Genomic DNA, 19,007 nt, shown 5'->3' with positions numbered 1-19,007 from the left:
GCCGTGCGGTGACGGCCGCGACGACGCCTCCCTGTGCCTTCACTGTCCGGGTTGTCTTGCACCTGCACAGGCCGGGAATGGTCCCGGCCAACCGCTTCTTTCCCGCTGATAACGGACGTCATGGCAATTCGCGGCGTTCCACAATTGCAGCGGTTGTACGTCATTTTTGCTCACAGGGCTGGCTGATGGCCGGCTTGCGCGTTCAGGTCTCGTGAAGGTGCTTCGGCCTGCGAGGCCAGGCATGACCTCGGACCCGGCCTAATGTCCTGCTACGGCCTGCCGAAGGCATGATCCTTTGGGCGCCCTCCGCCTTCTTCGCGAGTCCAGCAAGTGCTGGATGCCGTTGTTGCGGTCAGGCGGGCTCGGCACACTGCCACCCCGTTCCCCCGGAATGATGACCGGGAAGGGTGTAGTTCCCGGCCCCCCTTGAATCCCGTTGCGGCACCCGTAATCGTCATGGATCGCATCGGATAGCCCCAACCCGCTTCATCCCATGTGTTTCACCATTTCGCACTCGCTGGCAGTGTCAAGCATCTTTTCGGCCGACTCAAGGTTCCTACAAGAAGTCCGTGGATTATCTCGGTAGCGGTAGTACCCGATGACGGGGTAGTAAGCAGGGCGGTAACAGGGAAATTCACTTGTAGGTGTCGCATCTAATGAGGGGGAATCATGGGCCGTCGCCCTGTTCGCCGTCGGCAATTGGCGGCTCTTCCGATGGGCCTGGGAGAACAGGCGAGCTCGGGGGAATCACATCGCAGATTTGCCGACCCGGGAATGGCTGTGCAGAAATTCGGAGGGTCATCCGTTGCCGACCCCGGACCGATAAGGAGAGTTGGCCGCCGCGTCGTCGAGACCAGTGAAGTGCGGCACCGGGCTTCCGCCACAGTACGGGCCAACGGTCAGACCGGACGGTGGGGACATGACAACTAACCTTGAAAGACTTGACCCCCCTTTCCACCATCGTCCCCCGGCTCCCGAGGCCCCGGCGGGCGACGGTTCTTCAGGCCTGCCGGCCACAGGTGTTGTCGGTGACCTTGAGCGCCGGCTGGCCAATGTCCTCGCGTTGGTGGTGAAAAAGGATGATGTCCCCTTGGACGCCGACTTCTTCCAGGAGTTGGGAGCCGACTCGCTGGTGATGGCGCAGTTCTGCGCGCGGGTGCGCAAGCAGCCGGACCTGCCTGCCGTGTCGATCAAGGACATCTACCAGCACCCTTCGATCTCGGCGCTGGCCGCCGCCCTGGCGCCGCCGCAAGAGACGACGGCGCCGGCGGCTGCGCAGATGCAGGACCGGCTGGCCGAGGTACTGGCCGGAATACTCGGCGTTGATCAGGTCTCGGTGGAAAGTGACTTTTTCCAGGAGTTGGGAGCTGACTCGCTGGTGATGGCGCAGTTCTGCGCGCGGGTGCGCAAGCAGCCGGACCTGCCTGCCGTGTCGATCAAGGACATCTACCGGTACCCTTCGATCTCGGCGCTGGCCGCCGCCCTGGCACCGGCGCAAGAGGCGACGGCGCCGGTGTCCGCGCAGATGCAGGACAGGCTGGCCGATGTGCTGGCTGGCGTGCTGGGCATCGATCACGTCCCGGCGGACAGCGATTTCTTCCAGGACCTGGGCGCGGATTCGCTGGTGATGGCGCAGTTCTGCGCCCGGGTGCGCAAGCAACCGGACCTGCCCAAAGTGTCCATGAAGGACATCTACGGCAGCCCGAACATCACCGCCCTGGCGGCGGCTCTGGAAACCCCCCTGCAGCACAACACATCGCAGACGCCCTCGCCGGCCCAAGCCTCCGTCCCGGAGACGCCACCGCCCATGGACGCACGGACGTGGGAGTACTTTCTGTGCGGCGTGTTGCAGACGCTGGTCTACCTCGGCTACTGCGTGGTCGGCGGCCTGCTGACAGTCGTGTGGTATCAGTGGGTGTTCCCGGAGTCGGGACCAGGCAACCATCAATGGATGGAACATGGCCTGAGCTTCCTGGAGATCTACCTGCGCTCGACCGCGTACGCGGCGGCGGCGTTCCTGGGCCTGTGCATCCTGCCGGTGGCGGCGAAGTGGATCATCGTCGGGCGCTTCCGTCCCCAGGAGATCCGTATCTGGAGCCTGGCCTATTTCCGCTTCTGGCTGGTCAAGACGCTGATGCGCACCTCGCCGCTTGCGCTGATGGCCGGTTCCCCGGTGATGACTTTCTATCTGCGGGCGATGGGCGCCAAGGTGGGCCGCAACGTCACGATCCTGACCACCCGGCTGCCGATCTGCACCGACCTGCTGACCATCGGGGAGGGGACGGTGATCCGCAAGGACGTGCTCGCCAACGGCTACCGCGCCCACGGCGGCGTCATCCAGATCGGTGCGGTGACGCTGGGCCGCGACGTCACGGTCAGTGAGGGCAGCGTGCTGGACATCAACACCTCGATGGGCGACGGCTCACAGCTGGGCCACCGGTCCACCCTGTACACCGGCCAGGCCGTGCCCGCGGGCGAACATTGGCACGGCTCCCCGGGCAGGCGGACCGACGTGGACTACAGCAGGGTCGAACGGACCCCCTACCGTCCCTGGCGGCGGGCCGTGTTTGCTACGACCCAGCTCATCACCACGCTCGGACTGGGCCGGATCCTGGTGGGTCAGGCCGTCATCCTGTTCGTTCTCGCGGACCCGAACGTGGCCGCGCTGCTGGAGCCGCAGGCGTGGGCGTTCGGCAGCTGGATCTTCTACGGCGACGCACTCTTCTACGCCGGCCTTTCCGTCCTCGGCGGGACGGTCGTGTCATTGCTCATCGTCACTACCGTGCCGCGGGTGCTCCAGCTCGCCGTCAAACCCGACACGGTGTATCCGCTGTTCGGGCTGCGGCACGCGGCGGAGCAGGCAATATCGAAGATGACCAACAGGCCCATGTTGACCGGGTTGTTCGGCGACAGCTCGTATGTTGTCGATTACGTAGCGGCCATTGGCTACAAGCAGCCGCAGGTCGAGCAGACCGGCTCGAATCTTGGTACCGGCTTCAAGCACGACAACCCGTACCTGTCGGAGATCGGCACCGGCACGATGATCGCTGACGGGGTCTCCTTCATGAACACGGACTACTCGCCAACGTCGTTCAAGGTCAGCCGGGTGGCGATCGGCGCGCGCAATTTCCTGGGCAATGCCGTTCTATACCCCGCGGAAGCCAGGACCGGGGACAACTGCCTGCTCGCGACCAAGGTAATGGTTCCCCTCGACGGACCGGTCCGGCACGACGTGGGCCTGCTCGGTTCGCCGCCATTCGAGATTCCGCGCACGGTCCTGCGCGACGCCCTTCCCGAGGAGCATGCCGACCCGGCCAAGCTCCGCCGTGACCTCGCGGCCAAGAACAGGCACAATCTGCGCACGATGGCCCTCCTGATGCTCGTGCGATGGCTGAACGTCTCGCTGGCCATGCTGGTCATGTTTGCCGCCCTCGAGCTGTCCGACCTGCTAGGTTTCCTTGCGCTCAGCGCGGGCTTCGTCGTGACGCTTGTGGTTGGCTCGCTGGTCCCCATCGGCATCGAGCGACTCACCACCGGGTTCCGGCGGCTGAAGCCCCAGCTCTGCTCCATCTACCACCCATACTTCTGGTGGCATGAGCGGTACTGGAAGATGTCGCTGCAGCACCGGTACGCGACAGTCTTCAACGGGACGCCGTTCAAGCCGCTGGTGTGGCGTCTGCTGGGTGTGCGGATCGGCTCCCGGGTCTTCGACGACGGCTGCGGGATCATCGAGCGGACCCTGGTGACGATCGGCTCACGCTGCACGCTGAACAACGGCACCACGATCCAGTCCCATTCTCAGGAGGACGGCATGTTCAAGTCCGACTACGACGTCATCGGCGACGACGTCACGCTCGGAGTCGGTGCCTTCGTCCACTACGGCGTCACTGTCGAAGATGGCGCCGTTGTAGCCACGGACTCCTTCGTGATGAAGGGGACGACCCTCACCCGGGGATCCCTCTGGGGCGGCAACCCGGCCGAAGAAGCCCGAGCCGCCGCGACATCCCCCGCCACGCTGGAAAGGCTTCTCTCATGAGCACTCCGCAGTGGCGCAGGCGGTGCTCGATCGCCGTGAGACCAAGCCGTGCCCCTTCCGCAGCCCCTTCACCGTAGCAGCGGACCACGACAGGAAGGACTGGGAGAATGGATGTGCTTCCCAGCAAATTCAGAGCACCGCCAGAGTGCTGGCACCTGGCCGGGCGCAGCGCAGAGATGGAGAAGATTCTTCAGCATGGAACTCAACGTTCCCACGGTAGTGACGGAGCAACTCCGGCGGCCGGAGCTAGTGCGCAACCGGCCGCCGGCGGATCGGCCATGCTTTCCCCCATGCAGTATGCCTCCTTGTTAGCTCCTACTGGCGAGCCAACAGGGGACATGATCTCCCTCGGGCAACGGGCCATGGTCGTCGTTTTGTTTATCGCCCCGCTACTCGTGATCGGCATCTGCGCGTTCTTCCGGTTTGAGATCGGCCAAGTCATCGAAGAGCTTGGAACCCGGGGCATCCGGTCTCTTCAGCCCCTCCACACAATCCGGGAGGCGTGACGGGCCGGAGTCGATCGGAGTGCACCCCAGGTTGTTTCGCCTGGTGGGCGGCAGCGGTTATCCGGCGCCGGCTATCATCGATCCGGACATCGAGAACGAATCGATCGCGCTGACTGCCGGGACGCGGCCGGCGGCTTTGAGTGCCAGGTAGATGCGGTCGCGGGCGAGCGGCAGCGAGGTGACGCGGAGGCCGGTAGCGTCCCGTAAGGCGTTGGCCAACGCGGGAGCGATGGGGTTGTACGGGCTTTCGCTCATCGACTTCGCCCCGAGCGGGCCCAGGCTGTCCGAGGTCGTGGCGAAGTAGACCTCGCTGCGCGGGACGTCCGCGAAGGTAGGGATGTGGTACTGCCGCAGGATATCCGTGGTGACGGCGCCGCCGTCGTCTATCCTCACTTCTTCGTAGAGCGCGGCGCCGAGGGCCTGCGCGATGCCGCCTTCGATCTGGCCGCGGCACTGGCGGGGATTGACGACGACGCCGGCGTCGGCCGCCTGCACGCTTTGCAGGATCGCGAGTTCCCCGGTGCCGGAGTGCACGGCGACCCGGAAGCCCTGGACGTTGAAGGCGATCGAGCGAGGAGTGCCGCCCCAGCGGCCCTCGGCCTGCAGCGGTACGCCCTGCCGGGCGGCGGCCGCGGCCAGCTCCGCGAAGCCGACAACCCGGTCCCCGCAGTCCACGCCCTCGGGACCCGGGACGCAGTGCCGGGCCGGCATGCCGGTCAGCTCGGCGGCGAGGGTGCGCAGCCGTGCGGTCAGCTCCTGCGCCGCGGCGAGGGTCGCCTTGCCGGCCACGACGGTGCCGGTGGAGCCGAACGCGCCCGTGTCGTGATCGGTCAAGGCCGTGTCAGATTGCCGGATCCGCACGGCGGACGGCGCCACCCCGAGCGCCTCGGCGGCCAGCTGGGTGTGCACGGTGGTGGTGCCGTTGCCGAACTCGGCGGTGCCGACGTCCAGCAAGTAGCCGTCCGCCTCCAGCCGGATGACGCTGTGCGCGAAGTGGCCGCGCGGAGGGACCGTGGCGATCATGGACAGCGCGGTGCCCTCGCCGACCAGCCACTCCGGGCCGAGGTCATGCCCGCTGGCTCCGCGCTCGCGGCCGCGGTCCAGCGCGCTGCGGACCAGCTCGACGCACTGGTCCAGCCCGTAGCTGCCGCAGATGACATCCTCTTCCGGTTCCGCGTGCAGCGAGAGCAGTTCGTCACCCTCGGAAACCATGTTCCGGCGTTTGAACTCCAGCGGATCCAGCCCCAGCATGCGGGCGAGTTCGTCCATCGCGGACTCGACGGCGAAGATCATCTGGCTCAGGCCGTAGCCGCGGAAAGCGCCGGCCGGCACAGTGTTGGTGTAGACGGCGCGGGCGTCCACCTTCTTCGCGGCGCACCGGTAGACCGCGATGGATTCGCTGCAGCCGTGGAACATCACGCCCGGCGCGTGGTTGCCGTAGGCCCCGGTATCCGTGGTGACGTCGACCGCCAGCGCGGTGAGCGTGCCGTCCTTCCGGGCACCGGCCCGCACGGCGATGCTGAACGGATGCCGGGTGGTGGTGGCGGTGAACTGCTCGCTTCGGGTCAGTTCCAGCTGCACCGGCCGGCCCAGCTTCAGCGCGGCCAGCGCCACGACGTCTTCGGCCAGGACCTCCTGCTTCCCGCCGAATCCGCCGCCGACCCGCCCGGCGGTGACCCGGACCCGGTCCTCGTCCAGGGCGAAGATCCGTGCGAGCGTGCGGCGGACCAGGAACGGCACCTGGGTCGAGGAGCGCACCGCGAGGGAGCCGTCCGGTTCGGTCCAGGCGATGGCAGCGTGCGTCTCCAGCGCCACGTGCTGCACGCGGTGGGTCCGGTAGGTTTCCTCGTGGACCGCGTCCGCGGCGGCCAGGGCTGCTGCGGTATCGCCGATCTCCGTGTGCACCTCGGCCACGGTGTTGCGCTCCGGTGAGGCAATGCGCGACTCCGCCGGCTTGTCCGCATGCAGCAGCGGCGCGCCGGGCGCCAGCGCGGCGGCCGGGTCGAAGACCGCGGGCAGCAGCTCGTAATCCACCTCGAGGGCACGCACCCCCGCCTCGGCCGCGGCGACGGAATCGGCGACGACGGCGGCGACCCGCTGGCCCTTGAACCGGACCACGTCGTCCAGCACGCGGGTGTCGTCCGGGTCGTCCGAGTGAAGCTCGTGCTGGGCCGTGGAGAACAGCTGCGCAGGGGCGTCCTCGTGCGTGAAGACGGCGACGACGCCCGGCACGGCCAGAGCGCCCTCGGTGCGGATGCCAAGGATCCGTGCGTGCGCGTGCGGCGAGCGGGCCAGCTTGAGGTGCAGTAGGCCGGGCAGCTGCTCCGCCGGAACGTCCAGGGTGTAGCGGGCGGTGCCGGTGACGACGGCGGGGCCGGCGGGTGCGGGGGTGTCCGCGCCGACGGCGCGGGGGGCGTCCGCTGCCCGGCGGGCAGTGCCCGGGGCGGCTGCGGGTGCGGGCCGCGAGGGGCCCGAATTCGCTCCGAGCGCCGGCTGCACGGCTTTGGGAGCGGGGTCCGTCTCCGGCGCGTCCAGTGCGCAGGCGGCCTCGGCCGGATGGGAGCAGCCGCCGCCGTCGCGGCCCAGGACGGCGTCCTCGATCGCCCGGTAGCCGGTGCAGCGGCAGAGGTTGCCCTTCAGGTTCCGCGGCAGGTCCTGCTTCTGCTCCGCGCTGAGCGTCGCCGCGGTCATGATCATCCCGGCGGAGCAAAAGCCGCACTGGAAGCCCTGGGCGTCGAGGAACTGCTGCTGCATCGGGTGCAGCGCGTCCTCGCCGGCCAGGCCCTCGATCGTCGTCACGGAACGGCCCTCGGCGCGCACCGCGGGGTAGATGCAGCTGTGCACGGGCTCGCCGTCGACGTGCACGGTGCAGGCGCCGCAGTCGCCGCCGTCGCACCCTTTCTTCACGCCGAGCATGCCCTCCGCGCGCAGGAAGGTGCGCAGGCACTGGCCCGGCCGGGGTGCGTTGGCATGCAGTTCGCCGTTGATCTCGATCGCCATGTCAGGCGCTCCTTTCCGCCGGCTCAGCCAGCAGTTCGGCGCGGATCTCCTCCGCCAGCCGGTAGGTCATGTCGCGGCGCCACTCGGGCAGGCCGTGGATGTCGTCGTGGTACAGTCCGGGTTCGATGGCCGCGTCCAGGGCCTCCTGCAGCTCCCGCGGGCCGGGCAGGCCGGCGGCGTCGAAGCGCAGCTGGACCGGGCGCTTGGTCGCCGCGGTCACGGTGAGCACGAAGGCCCCGTCCACATCCTGGCGGCCGATGAGCAGGACCCCGGAACGGCCCAGGTTGCTCAGCGACAGGCGGCGGAACGCGGTTCGGGCGGACAGCGCATGCGCCGGCAGATGGACACTGCGCAGCAGCTCTCCGGGCGCCAGCGCGTTGGTGCCGTCCCCGGTGACGAGTTCGGCCACGGGCAGGGTCCGGCTGCCGCCGTCGGGGGAGAGGATGGCCGCCACCCCATCCAGCGCGGCGCAGAGCGAGGTCATCGGTCCGGCCGGCAGCGAGGTGCAGATGTTCCCGCCCACCGTGGACATGTTCCAGATCTTGAAGGACGCGACGAACGCATCGCAGCAGGGCCGCACGAGCTCCAGCGCGGGCCACAGCGCGGCGAGGCCGGGGGAGTCCGGCACCCGGTAGAGGGTGGCGATGGTGCAGGTGGCGGCGAGCTCGAGGCCGTCGCCGTAGACGGCCACGGGCTCCCAGCCCGCCGGTCCGAGGTCGAGGAGCCGGCGCAGCGTGGTGCTGCCGTACGAGAACAGGACGGTGCCGCCGCCCAGCCAGGCATCGCCGGGCTGCCAGTGTGCGGGGTCGGCGGTCGGCAGCACGGCTTCGATGGTGTTCATGTCCATGGGTGCCTCCTATGCGCGGGTGAGGGCCAGGTTTTCGCCGGCCGGGCGGGAAAGTACGACGGCGGGTGGCCGGCTGCGGTGTGCAGCCGCACCGGCCGCGGGAGTGTGGATCGGTCCGCTCCGCGCGGACAGCGGCTGGCCGGTGGCGGCGCTGTTCCGGGACGCGATGACCTGGGCGATGATCGAGACCCCGACCTCGGCGGGGGTGGCCGCCTGCAGGTCCAGGCCGATCGGCGCATGCAGCCGCTCGAGGTCCTCCGGGCGGACGCCTTCGGCCAGCAGGTCCCGGACGCGCTGGCGGTGGCTGCGCTGCGAGCCCATGGCGCCCAGGTACGCCAGCTCGAGGTCCAGTGCCGTGCGCAGCAGCGGGAGGTCGAACTTGGGATCGTGCGTGAGGATGCAGACCACGGTGCGGCTGTCGATCCGGCCCGCGGCTGCCTCCGCTGCCAGGTAGCGGTGCGGCCAGTCGATGGCCACCTCGTCCGCTGCGGCGAAGCGCGGCTGGCGGGCGAACACGGGCCGGGCGTCGCACAGCGTCACGTGGTAGCCGAGCAGCCTGGCCTGCGGCAGCAGCGCCGCGCCGAAATCGTTGGCGCCGAACACCAGCAGCCTCGGCGCGGGCAGCCGGGTTTCGACCAGCAGGGTCGGCGGTTCACCGGTGCAGCCGTCCACGTCCGAGGGAAGGCGCAGCACGCCGCTGCCGCCGGAGGGCAGCAGGACCGAAAGCTGTGCCGCCGCCGACCGGGCAGCCGCGCCGGAACCGGCCAGGCGGCACAGTTCGGGCAGCCAGCCGGCGGCGTGGAACTGCTGCGGGTCGGGAACCAGCAGCGTCCCCCAGCCGCCTTCATCGATGCGGCGCACCAGGGCCACCGGTTCCTGCGGTCCGATGGCCGCAAGGCGGGACAGCAGCGCGGGCGGCAGGCCGCCGTCGTCGCCGTCCCCGCCGGCCGGCGCGATGTGCACCTCCAGCTCGCCGCCGCAGGTGAGGCCCGCGGCGAAGGCGTCCTCGCGGCTGAAGCCGAAGTGCTCGCGGCGGGGACGCCCCGTGGCAAGGGCGTCCAGCGCGGACTCGATCACCGCTCCCTCGACGCAGCCGCCGGACAGCGAGCCGAGCACCGCGCCGTCGGACGCGACCAGCATGGACGTGCCCACCGGGCGCGGCACCGAGCCGCTGGCGGCAACCACCGTGGCCACTGCCAACTGCCGGCCGGAATCGAGCCACGGGCGCAGCTCGGATCCAAAATTCAACATGATGCTTGTCCTTTCCGGGCGGTGGCGCCCGTTGTACTGCGGGCGCCACCGGGAAGTGCTAGCCGCCGAGCAGGGTGCTGATCGGTCCCCGGGCGAAATACACGAGGAAGCCCGCGGCGACCAGCCACATCAGCGGGTGGATGCTGCGGGCCTTGCCGGTCGCGGAATGCACGAGCACCCAGACGATGAAGCCGACGCCGATCCCGTTGGCGATCGAGTAGGTCAGCGGCATGGTGATCATGGTCAGGAAGGCCGGCATGCCGATGGAGAACCGGCTGAAATCGATTTCGCGGATCTGCGCAGCCATGAGGGTACCGACGACGACGAGCGCCGCGGCGGCCACTTCGATGGGCACTACCGAGGTCAGCGGCGTCAGGAACATGGCCCCGAGGAACAGGGCGCCGGTGACCACCGAGGCCAGGCCCGTGCGGGCGCCCTCGCCGATGCCGGCGGCCGAGTCGACGTAGACCGTGTTGGAGGATCCGGAAGAGACGCCGCCGGCCACCGCGCCGAAACCCTCGATGATGAAGGCGGACTTCAGGCGCGGAAAGGTTCCGTCGGCGTGCGCGACTCCGGCGCTCTTGGCCAGCCCGGTCATGGTGCCCATCGCGTCGAAGAAGTTGGTGAAGACCAGGGTGAACACCAGCATGGTCGCCGCCAGCGCGCCGATCCGGCCGAAGGAGCCGAACAGGTCGAACTGGCCGACCAGGCTGAGGTCGGGAACCGAGACGATGTGTCCCTCGAGCACCGGGGTGTTCAGGTGCCAGCCGCCGGGATTGCCGTCGGACGCGGGACCGAGCTTCAGGACCGCCTCCAGCACTGCGGCCAGCACCGTGGTGGCAACGATGCCGATGAGCAGCCCGCCCTGGACCTTCCGGGCCACCAGGGCGCCCATGACCAGCAGCCCTGCGACGAACACGACCGTGGGCAGCGACGTGATGGAGCCGTCGTTGCCCAGCTGGACCGGCGGACCGCCCTCGGTGCGGCGGACGAAGCCGGAGTCCACGAAGCCGATGAACGTGATGAACAGGCCGATGCCCACCGTGATGGCGGCCTTCAGGTCCTGTGGAATGGCCCGGAAGATCGCGGTCCGCGCGCCGGTCATGCCGAAGACGACGATCAGGATGCCGTTGATCACCACCAGGCCCATCGCCTCGGGCCACGTGACGTCCTGGATCACCGAAACCGCGAGGAAGGAGTTGATGCCCAGGCCCGCGGCCAGGCCGAACGGCAGGTTGGCGACCAGCCCGAAGAGGATGGTCATCACGCCGGCGGTCAGCCCGGTGACCGCTCCGACCTGCGCGGCGGGTAGCCAGTTGCCGGCGACGTCGACCGGGGCCGAGTCCTGGCCGAAACCACCGAGGATGAGCGGATTGAGGATGACGATGTAAGCCATCGTGAAGAAGGTGACCAGGCCGCCGCGGAACTCGCGGCCCACGCTCGAGCCGCGCTCGGTGATCTGGAAGTACCGGTCCAGCAGGCCGCTGGACAGGCGCGGGCCGCCCTTGGGAAGGATCGAAATAGCCATGGCTGCCGCCTCAGTAGTCGATCCTGGCGTCCAGCCGGTCCCAGAGCTGGAACGGCTGCAGGTAGTCGGTGTCCTGGTGGCCGTCGCGGACCACGGGCATCAGCTGCCGGTCTCCCGCGGCGTCGAAGTAGTTGTAGAACACCGCGTCGTCGAAGCCGGAGCGCGCGGCGTCATGGCGGTCTGCCGCGTAGACAACCCGGCTGATCCGGGCCCAGAGCGAGGAAGCCAGGCACATGGGGCAAGGCTCGCAGCTGGTGTAGAGCACGGCGCCGGACAGGTCGAACGTGCCGAGGGCTGCCGCGGCCGTGCGGATCGCGGTGACTTCGGCATGGGCGGTGGGGTCGTTGGTGGCGGTGACCCGGTTGGCGCCTTCGAAGATCCGGCCGTCGGCGGAAACGACGACGGCGCCGAACGGTCCGCCGGAGTTGCGGACATTGGCGGAGGCCAGGTCGATTGCCATGGCCAGGTATTGCGTGCACTCAGTGCTGGCGAGGGAGGGTTTCATGGTCGGCGACTTCCTGTGATCGGGGAAGCTGGCCACGGACCAGGGACGCTCAAGGCGCGGGCGGCATGACCTCAGCTTCAACGATGGCTGATTAGGTTAGTAGCGCCCGGTAGATAGCTCCGGAAGCGGAGCCCGCCATTGGCAAGAAGAACGTTAGCAGCAGAATGTGATGCCCGCCACCCCTTTCGGAAGGGAATTTCCGGCTTGCGGGAATCTGCGCCGCTGCCGGGTTCAGTCCCCCGCGAGGGTCAGGGCGGCGGCAATGGCGTCCGTGGCCTTCCGCAGTTCCGGTACGGCGCGGTCGCGGAAGGCGTCATCCACACGGGAAACGGGGCCGGAGATGGACAGCGCCATCGGCGTCGGGGCGCCCGGGACCGCCATCGCGAAGCAGCGCACTCCGGTTTCCTGCTCTTCATCGTCGATGGCGTAGCCGTCCTTGCGGATGCGCGCGAGGTCGGCGAAAAGGTCGTCCAGGGTGGAGATGGACTTGGCGGTAGGCGTCGGCATGCCCGCCTGCTTGACCAGGCGGGTGACGCGTTCGTCATCCAGCACGGACAGAATCGCCTTGCCGACCCCGCTGTCGTGGAGGTTGGCCTGGCGGCCGACCTCGGTGAACATGCGCATCGCGTGGGGCGACGGGACCTGCGCGAGGTAGGTGACCATGTCGCCGTCGAGCACTGCCATGTTGGCCGTTTCGCCCAGATTGGTGACCAGGTCCTTGAGCAGCGGCATGGCCAGGGCCCCGAGCTGGCGGTTCGCCACTTCGCCAAGCCGGATCAGGCGCGGCCCCAGGGCATAGCGGCGATTGGGCAGCTGCCGCACATAGCCGATGCCGACCAGGGTGCGCAGCAGGCGGTGGATGGTGGGGAGCGGAAGCGGGGTCTCCGCGGCGAGCTCGGTCAGGGCGACTTCGCCGCCGGCCCGGGCGATGAGTTCCAGCAGGTCGAAGGCGCGCTCCACGGACTGGACGCCGCCGGCGGGCTTTGCGGGCATGATGTGCTCCTCGAAGGTTGCGCGGGTTTCCCGCGGCGCCGGAACGGCGCTGCTCTCCCTCCCAGAATATCGCTGGAACGAAGAAAATTTCCGCGGTTCGGAATACGAGGCCGTAGAAGCCTTGTATTTCCATTCAGCAAAGAATAATATCCATAATACGGAAAAGACGATGGCCCGGCCGTTTCGTCCTCGCCGGCCGGTGCGGCCGGCGCAGGAGGGCGGCGGGGCCCCGACAGGAGGAGAATCAATGGCGACTCCGAGCCCCGGGTATTCGATCACCTTGCGTGTGGAAACCCCCGCGAACTTCACCGCGACCAGCGAACTGGCCGCCGCCGTCGCAGGCGCCGGCGCCTCGGTCACGGCGCTGGACGTCACGGAATCCCACCACGACCGCCTGGTGGTCGACGTCAGCTGCGACACCACGGACGCCGACCACGGCGAGCGGGTCCGCGCGGCGCTTGACGCGCTGCAAGGCGTAGCCGTGCGCAAGCTCAGCGACCGCACCTTCCTGATGCACCTGGGCGGCAAGCTCGAAGTCGTCCCCAAGGTGCCCCTGCGCAACCGCGACGATCTCTCCCGCGCCTATACCCCCGGCGTCGCACGCGTCTGCAAGGCGATCGCGGAGAACCCGGACGACGCCCGCCGTCTGACGGTCAAGCGGAACACCGTTGCCGTGGTGACCGACGGCTCCGCGGTGCTGGGGCTGGGCAACATCGGGCCGGCCGCCGCGCTGCCCGTGATGGAGGGCAAGGCGGCGCTGTTCAAGCAGTTCGCCGGCGTGGACGCCTGGCCGGTCTGCCTCGATACGCAGGACACCGAGGAGATCATCAGCATCGTCAAGGCGCTGGCGCCGGTCTACGGCGGCGTGAACCTGGAGGACATCGCCGCCCCGCGCTGCTTCGAGATCGAGCGGCGGCTGCGCGAGGAACTGGACATCCCGGTGTTCCACGATGACCAGCACGGCACCGCGATCGTGACGCTCGCGGCCCTGCAGAACGCGCTGAAGGTCGTCAACAAGAAAATCGACGACGTGAAGATTGTCGTCGCCGGCGTCGGTGCCGCGGGCAACGCCATCATCCAGCTGCTCCAGGCGCAGGGTGCGCTCAACATTGTGGCCTGCGGCCGCAGCGGCGCCATCAACCGCGGCGAGTCGTACAGCGATCCGCACCGCGCCTGGCTGGCCGAGAACACCAACCCGGAGAACTTCACCGGCAGCCTGCACGACGCCGTGGCCGGGGCCGATGTGTTCATCGGCGTCAGCGGGCCGAACGTCCTGGGTGAGGCGCAGGTGCGCACCATGGCGCCGGATTCCATCATCTTCGCCATGGCCAACCCGGATCCGGAAGTGGAGCCCGGCATCGCGGCCAAATATGCCGCGGTCGTCGCCACCGGACGCAGCGACTTCCCGAACCAGATCAACAACGTGCTGGCGTTCCCGGGCTTCTTCCGCGGGCTCCTCGATGCCGGGACATCCGAGATCACCGATGAGATGCTGGTAGCAGCGGCGACCGCCATCGCCGAGCGCGTTTCGGACGAAGAACTCAACCCCAGCTTCATCATCCCCAGTGTTTTTGACCCGCACGTGGCAGCGGACGTTGCGTCCGCCGTCGTCAACGCTGCAGCAACCCGCTAAACGGAAGGCGAACACCATGACTCTCACCGTGACCCACAGCTCGCCGGTCCCCGGCGCCGACCGCATCCTGACCCCCGAGGCGCTGGACTTCGTGGAGAAGCTCCACCGCAAATTTGCCGCTCCCCGGGACGGGCTGCTGGCCGACCGGGTGGCCGCCCGGCGCCGCGCCGCCGAAACCGGCGGCCTCCACTTCCTGGACGAGACCCGCGAGATCCGCGAGGGCGACTGGAAGGTGGCCCCGGCGCCGGAGAAGCTGCGCGACCGCCGGGTGGAAATGACCGGCCCCGCCTCGCCGGTGAAGATGGCCATCAACGCGCTCAACTCCGGCGCCAAGGTCTGGCTGGCTGACCTGGAGGACGCCAGCTCGCCGTCGTGGAACAACGTGGTCGACTCGCTCGTCAACCTGACCGCCGCGGCCCGCGGCAAGCTCTCCTACACCTCGCCGGAGGGCAAGGAGTACGCGCTGCGCACGGACGCGCCGCTGGCCACGGTGGTGGTGCGTCCGCGCGGCTGGCACCTGCCGGAGAAGCACATCTTGTTCGACGGAGCTCCCGCCGTGGGTGCGCTGGTGGACTTCGGCCTGCACTTCTTCCATAACGGCAAGTACCTGCTCGAGCGCGGCGACGGCCCGTTCTACTACCTGCCGAAGATGGAGAGCTACCTGGAGGCACGCCTCTGGAACGACGTGTTCGTATTCGCTCAGGATGAGCTCGGGCTGCCGCAGGGTTCGGTGCGGGCCACGGTGCTGATCGAGACCATTCCGGCGGCCTTCCAGATGGAGGAGATCCTCTACGAACTGCGCGACCATGCCTCCGGCCTGAATGCCGGCCGCTGGGACTATCTGTTCAGCATCATCAAGTACTTCCGCGAAGCCGGGGACTCGTTCATCATGCCGGACCGGGCGTCCGTGGCGATGACCGCGCCGTTCATGCGCGCCTACACCGAGCTGCTGGTCAAGACCTGCCACCGGCGCAGAGCGTTCGCGATGGGCGGGATGGCCGCCGTCATTCCCAACCGGCGCGAGCCGGAAGTCACCGCCGCCGCTTTCGAGAAGGTCCGCGCGGACAAGACACGCGAGGCAAACGACGGCTTCGACGGGTCCTGGGTGGCGCACCCGGACCTGGTGGACACCTGCCGCGAAGTCTTCGATTCCGTGCTCGGGGACAAGCCGAACCAGGTGGACCGGCTCCGCGAGGAGGTCGAGGTGACGCCCGAACAGCTGCTCGACATCTCCTCGGCCCAGGGCGAAGTGACCGAGGCCGGGCTCCGGCTGAACCTGTACGTGGCCGTGGCCTACACCGCGGTCTGGCTCTCCGGCAACGGCGCGGTCGCCATCCACAACCTTATGGAAGACGCCGCGACCGCGGAGATCTCCCGGACGCAGGTCTGGCAGCAGCTGCACAACCAGGTCAAGCTCGCGGACACCGGCCATACCGTCACCCCCGAACTCGTGCGGCATCTGCTGGACGAGGAGACCCAGCGGCTGCGCGGCGAAGTCGGCGACGACGACCGCTTCAACCGGTTCTACGTTCCGGCGGCAAAGCTCATCGCCGACCTGACCCTGGGCGAGGGAGACTTCGTCGAATTCCTGACCGTGCCCGCCTACGAGCTGGTGCCCTGATGCGTGAGCTCGCACTTGGGGCGGACACCCTCGCCCGGATCGACGCGGAACTCGCCGCCACCGACGAGCTGCTGGCCACCGCCTATCCCGGCGAGGGCGCCGGCCGGCAGCCCGTCCACACGGTCTACGTGCCCGCGGATTCGTTCACCGCGGACCTGGCCGCGCGCTGGGGCGCCGAAGCTCTGGCCGCGGTGAAGGAACACGGCGGCCTGGAGCAGCTGGCCGCAACGCTGGGCCTGGGCCAGCCGGAGCAGCTGGCGGAACTCGCGCGCCGCAAGCTGGAAAGCGAGCCGATCGAGGACCTGCGGCTGGATTTCGAAGACGGCTACGGCAACCGCCCGGAGGACGAGGAGGATGCCGCCGCGGAATCGGCCGGCCGGCTGGTCGCCGAGGCCGTGGCCGCCGGAACCGCACCGCCGTTCATCGGCATCCGCTTCAAGTGCTTCGAAGCGCCCACCCGGGCCCGCGGCCTGCGCACGCTGGACCTCTTCCTCTCCTCGCTCCTCGAGCACTCCGGGGCACGGGGCCTGCCCGAGGGGCTGGTGCTGACGCTGCCCAAGGTCAGCACCGTCGCACAGGTCGGCGCCATGGTGGCGGCCTGCGAGCAGCTCGAGCGCGTCCACGGGCTCCCCGCCGACCGGCTGCGCTTCGAGGTGCAGATGGAAACGCCCCAGCTGATCCTGGCCGCGGACGGCACGGTCCCGGTGGCGCAGCTGATCCACGCGGGAGCCGGTCGAGTCTCGTCGCTGCACTACGGCACGTACGACTACAGCGCCTCGCTCGGCATCGCCGCGGCCTACCAGTCGATGGAACACCCGGCCGCGGACTACGCGAAGTCAGTCATGCAGGTCGCCGTCGCCGGCACGGGCGTGCACCTCTCGGACGGCTCGACCAACATCCTGCCGCTCGGCGACGCGGACAACGTCGCGGCGGCCTGGGCACTGCACGCCCGCCTGGTGCGGCGCCACCTGGAACGCGGCATCTACCAGGGCTGGGACCTGCACCCGGCACAGCTGCCCACCCGCTTCCTGGCCACCTATGCCTTCTACCGGGAGGGTTTCGAGGCCGCTGCCGTCAGGCTGAAGAACTACGTCCACAAGATCGACAGCACCATCCTGGACGAACCCGCCACCGCCCGCGCCCTGGCCCGGTTCATCCACCGCGGCCTGGCCTGCGGGGCCGTCGAGGAAGCCGAGTTCGTCCGGCTCGCCGACATCGGCACCGGGCAGCTGGCGGCCCTCGCCCATCCCAACTCCACTCCCACCCTTGAGGATCAACGATGAATCCACGGCACTACTACACCAATCCCGCTGGCCTGCCCCCGCAGACGGACCTGCTGACGGACCGCGCCATCGTCACCGAGGCCTACACGGTCATCCCGCGCGGCGTGCTGCGCGACATCGTCACCAGCGTGCTGCCGGACTGGTCCGATACCCGCGTCTGGGTCCTGAACCGTCCGGTGGCCGGGGGAGCGACGACGTTCGCCCAGTACCTGATGGAGGTGGCCCCGGGCGGAGGCTCGGACAAGCCCGAGGCCCAGGAAAGCGTCGAGGGCTTTGTCTTCGTGGTCCAGGGCGAGCTGAGCGTCACCATCGAAGGCGAGAACCGCGTCCTGGCGCCCGGCGGCTTCGCATACGCGCCGGCCGGGGCGCAGTGGCAGGTGAAGAACGACGGCGGTGCTCCCGCCCAGTTCCACTGGATCCGGAAGGCCTACCAGCCGCTGGAGGGGTATACCGCCAAGGCCGTGTTCGGCAACGAGCAGGACCTTGAACCCTCCCCGATGCCCGACACCGACGGCAAATGGCGCACCACCCGGATGCTTCCGGCCGACGACCTCGCCTACGACATGCACATCAATGTCGTCACCTTCGAACCCGGCGCCTCCATCCCGTTCGCCGAAACCCACGTGATGGAACACGGCCTGTACGTGCTGGAAGGCAAGGCCGTCTACCGGCTCAACGGTGACTGGGTCGAGGTCCAGGAGGGCGACTACATGTCCCTGCGCGCCTTCTGCCCCCAGGCCTGCTACGCCGGCGGGCCGTCCAACTTCCGCTACCTGCTCTACAAGGACGTCAACCGCCAGGTGCTGCTCTAGTCCGCACCGCGGCCGCACGCCGCCCGCAAACCCTCCGCCCCCGGTCCGAGAGTCCCGGGGGCGGAGCTGTGCCTGGCTTGTTGTCTTTCTTGAAAACTTTATTCCACAAAGCGAAAAAACTCTTGACCACCCCATTGGTGATCCACTACGCTTTTCGTAACGCAATAGCCAACTTCCGCAATATGGAATGAGCCTAAGGAAAGCCGTCATGACCTACACCGTGAACTGCTCGATCCTCCTGACTGAACTGCCGCTGCTGGAGCGACCCGCTGCCGCCGCCGCGGCCGGTTTTGACGCAGTGGAGTTCTGGTGGCCGTTTGCCGACTCCGTCCCCGCGGACAAGGATGTGGACGCTTTCGAAACCGCCATCAAGGACGCCGGGGTGCAGCTGACCGGGCTCAACTTCAACGCCGGCGACATGCCGGCCGGTGACAGGGGCCTGGTGTCCTGGAAGGGCCGCTGCTCCGAGTTCAAGGACAACATCGACGTCGTGGCCGGAATCGGGGAGCGGCTGGGCTGCAAGGCCTTCAACGCGCTCTACGGCAACCGGATGGACGAGCATTCCGCGGAAGCGCAGGACGAGCTGGCGCTGAAGAACCTCGTGGCCGCGGCGGAGGGCGTCGCCCGGATCGGCGGAACCGTCCTGCTGGAGCCGGTGTCGGGGGCCGAGCGCTACCCGCTGAAGACCGCGCAGGACGCGCTGGACGTCATCGGCAAGGTCCATGCCGAGGGCCCGCAGAACATCAAGCTGCTCGCCGACTTCTACCACCTGGCGGTCAACGGGGACAACGTCGGGGCCGTCATCGAAAACCACGCCAAGGATTTCGGCCACATCCAGATCGCCGACAATCCGGGCCGCGGGGCTCCGGGGACCGGGGAGCTTCCGCTGGGCGAATGGATCTCCCGCAGCCGCGAGCTCGGCTATGCAGGCCCGATCGGCCTGGAGTACAAGGCGCCGCAGGCCGAGGCCTTCGGCTGGCTGATCCGCTAAG

General features: G+C 68.6%; 12 protein-coding genes. 6 read left to right on the top strand and 6 right to left on the bottom strand.

What is annotated here, in order from left to right; translation table 11 throughout:
• The first annotated feature begins 919 nt into the window (after positions 1-919).
• On the top strand, positions 920-4,036 hold the full coding sequence (locus WFH44_RS12110) for a Pls/PosA family non-ribosomal peptide synthetase (RefSeq protein ID WP_336714114.1): 3,117 nt from the start codon (positions 920-922) through the stop codon (positions 4,034-4,036).
• A gap of 563 nt (positions 4,037-4,599) precedes the next feature.
• Here the strand turns inward: WFH44_RS12110 and WFH44_RS12105 are convergent.
• From WFH44_RS12105 to WFH44_RS12080, 6 genes are all read right to left on the bottom strand, one after another.
• Positions 4,600-7,542: a molybdopterin-dependent oxidoreductase gene (locus WFH44_RS12105; protein WP_336714113.1), complete on the bottom strand. Its 2,943-nt coding sequence runs from the start codon at positions 7,540-7,542 to the stop codon at positions 4,600-4,602.
• 1 nt (position 7,543) lies between these two features.
• Positions 7,544-8,389 (bottom strand): FAD binding domain-containing protein, encoded by an 846-nt coding sequence (locus tag WFH44_RS12100; protein WP_336714112.1) that lies wholly within the window; start codon positions 8,387-8,389, stop codon positions 7,544-7,546.
• 9 nt (positions 8,390-8,398) lie between these two features.
• A complete protein-coding gene (locus WFH44_RS12095; protein WP_336714111.1) occupies positions 8,399-9,640 on the bottom strand; it encodes an XdhC family protein in 1,242 nt (413 codons plus the stop codon).
• Positions 9,641-9,698: 58 nt separating this feature from the next.
• Positions 9,699-11,168 (bottom strand): NCS2 family permease, encoded by a 1,470-nt coding sequence (locus WFH44_RS12090; protein ID WP_336714110.1) that lies wholly within the window; start codon positions 11,166-11,168, stop codon positions 9,699-9,701.
• A gap of 10 nt (positions 11,169-11,178) precedes the next feature.
• Positions 11,179-11,673 carry a nucleoside deaminase gene (locus WFH44_RS12085; protein ID WP_336714109.1) on the bottom strand — a complete coding sequence of 165 codons (495 nt, stop codon included), beginning with the start codon at positions 11,671-11,673 and terminating at the stop codon, positions 11,179-11,181.
• A gap of 231 nt (positions 11,674-11,904) precedes the next feature.
• A complete protein-coding gene (locus WFH44_RS12080) occupies positions 11,905-12,666 on the bottom strand; it encodes an IclR family transcriptional regulator (protein WP_336714108.1) in 762 nt (253 codons plus the stop codon).
• 247 nt (positions 12,667-12,913) lie between these two features.
• Here WFH44_RS12080 and WFH44_RS12075 point away from each other — a divergent pair, with 247 nt between their 5' ends.
• From WFH44_RS12075 to WFH44_RS12055, 5 genes are all read left to right on the top strand, one after another.
• Positions 12,914-14,299 (top strand): NAD-dependent malic enzyme, encoded by a 1,386-nt coding sequence (locus WFH44_RS12075; protein WP_336714107.1) that lies wholly within the window; start codon positions 12,914-12,916, stop codon positions 14,297-14,299.
• 16 nt (positions 14,300-14,315) lie between these two features.
• A complete protein-coding gene (aceB, locus tag WFH44_RS12070; RefSeq protein ID WP_336714106.1) occupies positions 14,316-15,920 on the top strand; it encodes a malate synthase A in 1,605 nt (534 codons plus the stop codon).
• Positions 15,920-17,203, top strand: coding sequence for a DUF6986 family protein (locus WFH44_RS12065; protein WP_336714105.1), 1,284 nt, complete (start codon positions 15,920-15,922; stop codon positions 17,201-17,203). Before aceB ends, WFH44_RS12065 begins: the two co-directional genes overlap by 1 nt.
• Positions 17,200-18,015 carry a bifunctional allantoicase/(S)-ureidoglycine aminohydrolase gene (locus tag WFH44_RS12060; RefSeq protein ID WP_336714104.1) on the top strand — a complete coding sequence of 272 codons (816 nt, stop codon included), beginning with the start codon at positions 17,200-17,202 and terminating at the stop codon, positions 18,013-18,015. Before WFH44_RS12065 ends, WFH44_RS12060 begins: the two co-directional genes overlap by 4 nt.
• Positions 18,016-18,223: 208 nt before the next feature.
• On the top strand, positions 18,224-19,006 hold the full coding sequence (locus WFH44_RS12055; protein WP_336714103.1) for a hydroxypyruvate isomerase family protein: 783 nt from the start codon (positions 18,224-18,226) through the stop codon (positions 19,004-19,006).
• Position 19,007 lies beyond the last annotated feature (1 nt).

This window comes from Arthrobacter sp. USHLN218 (assembly GCF_037144715.1).
Classification (GTDB): Bacteria; Actinomycetota; Actinomycetes; order Actinomycetales; family Micrococcaceae; genus Crystallibacter.
The sequence above is the reverse complement of the archived record's forward strand: the minus strand, read 5'-3'. Positions and strand labels throughout refer to the sequence as shown.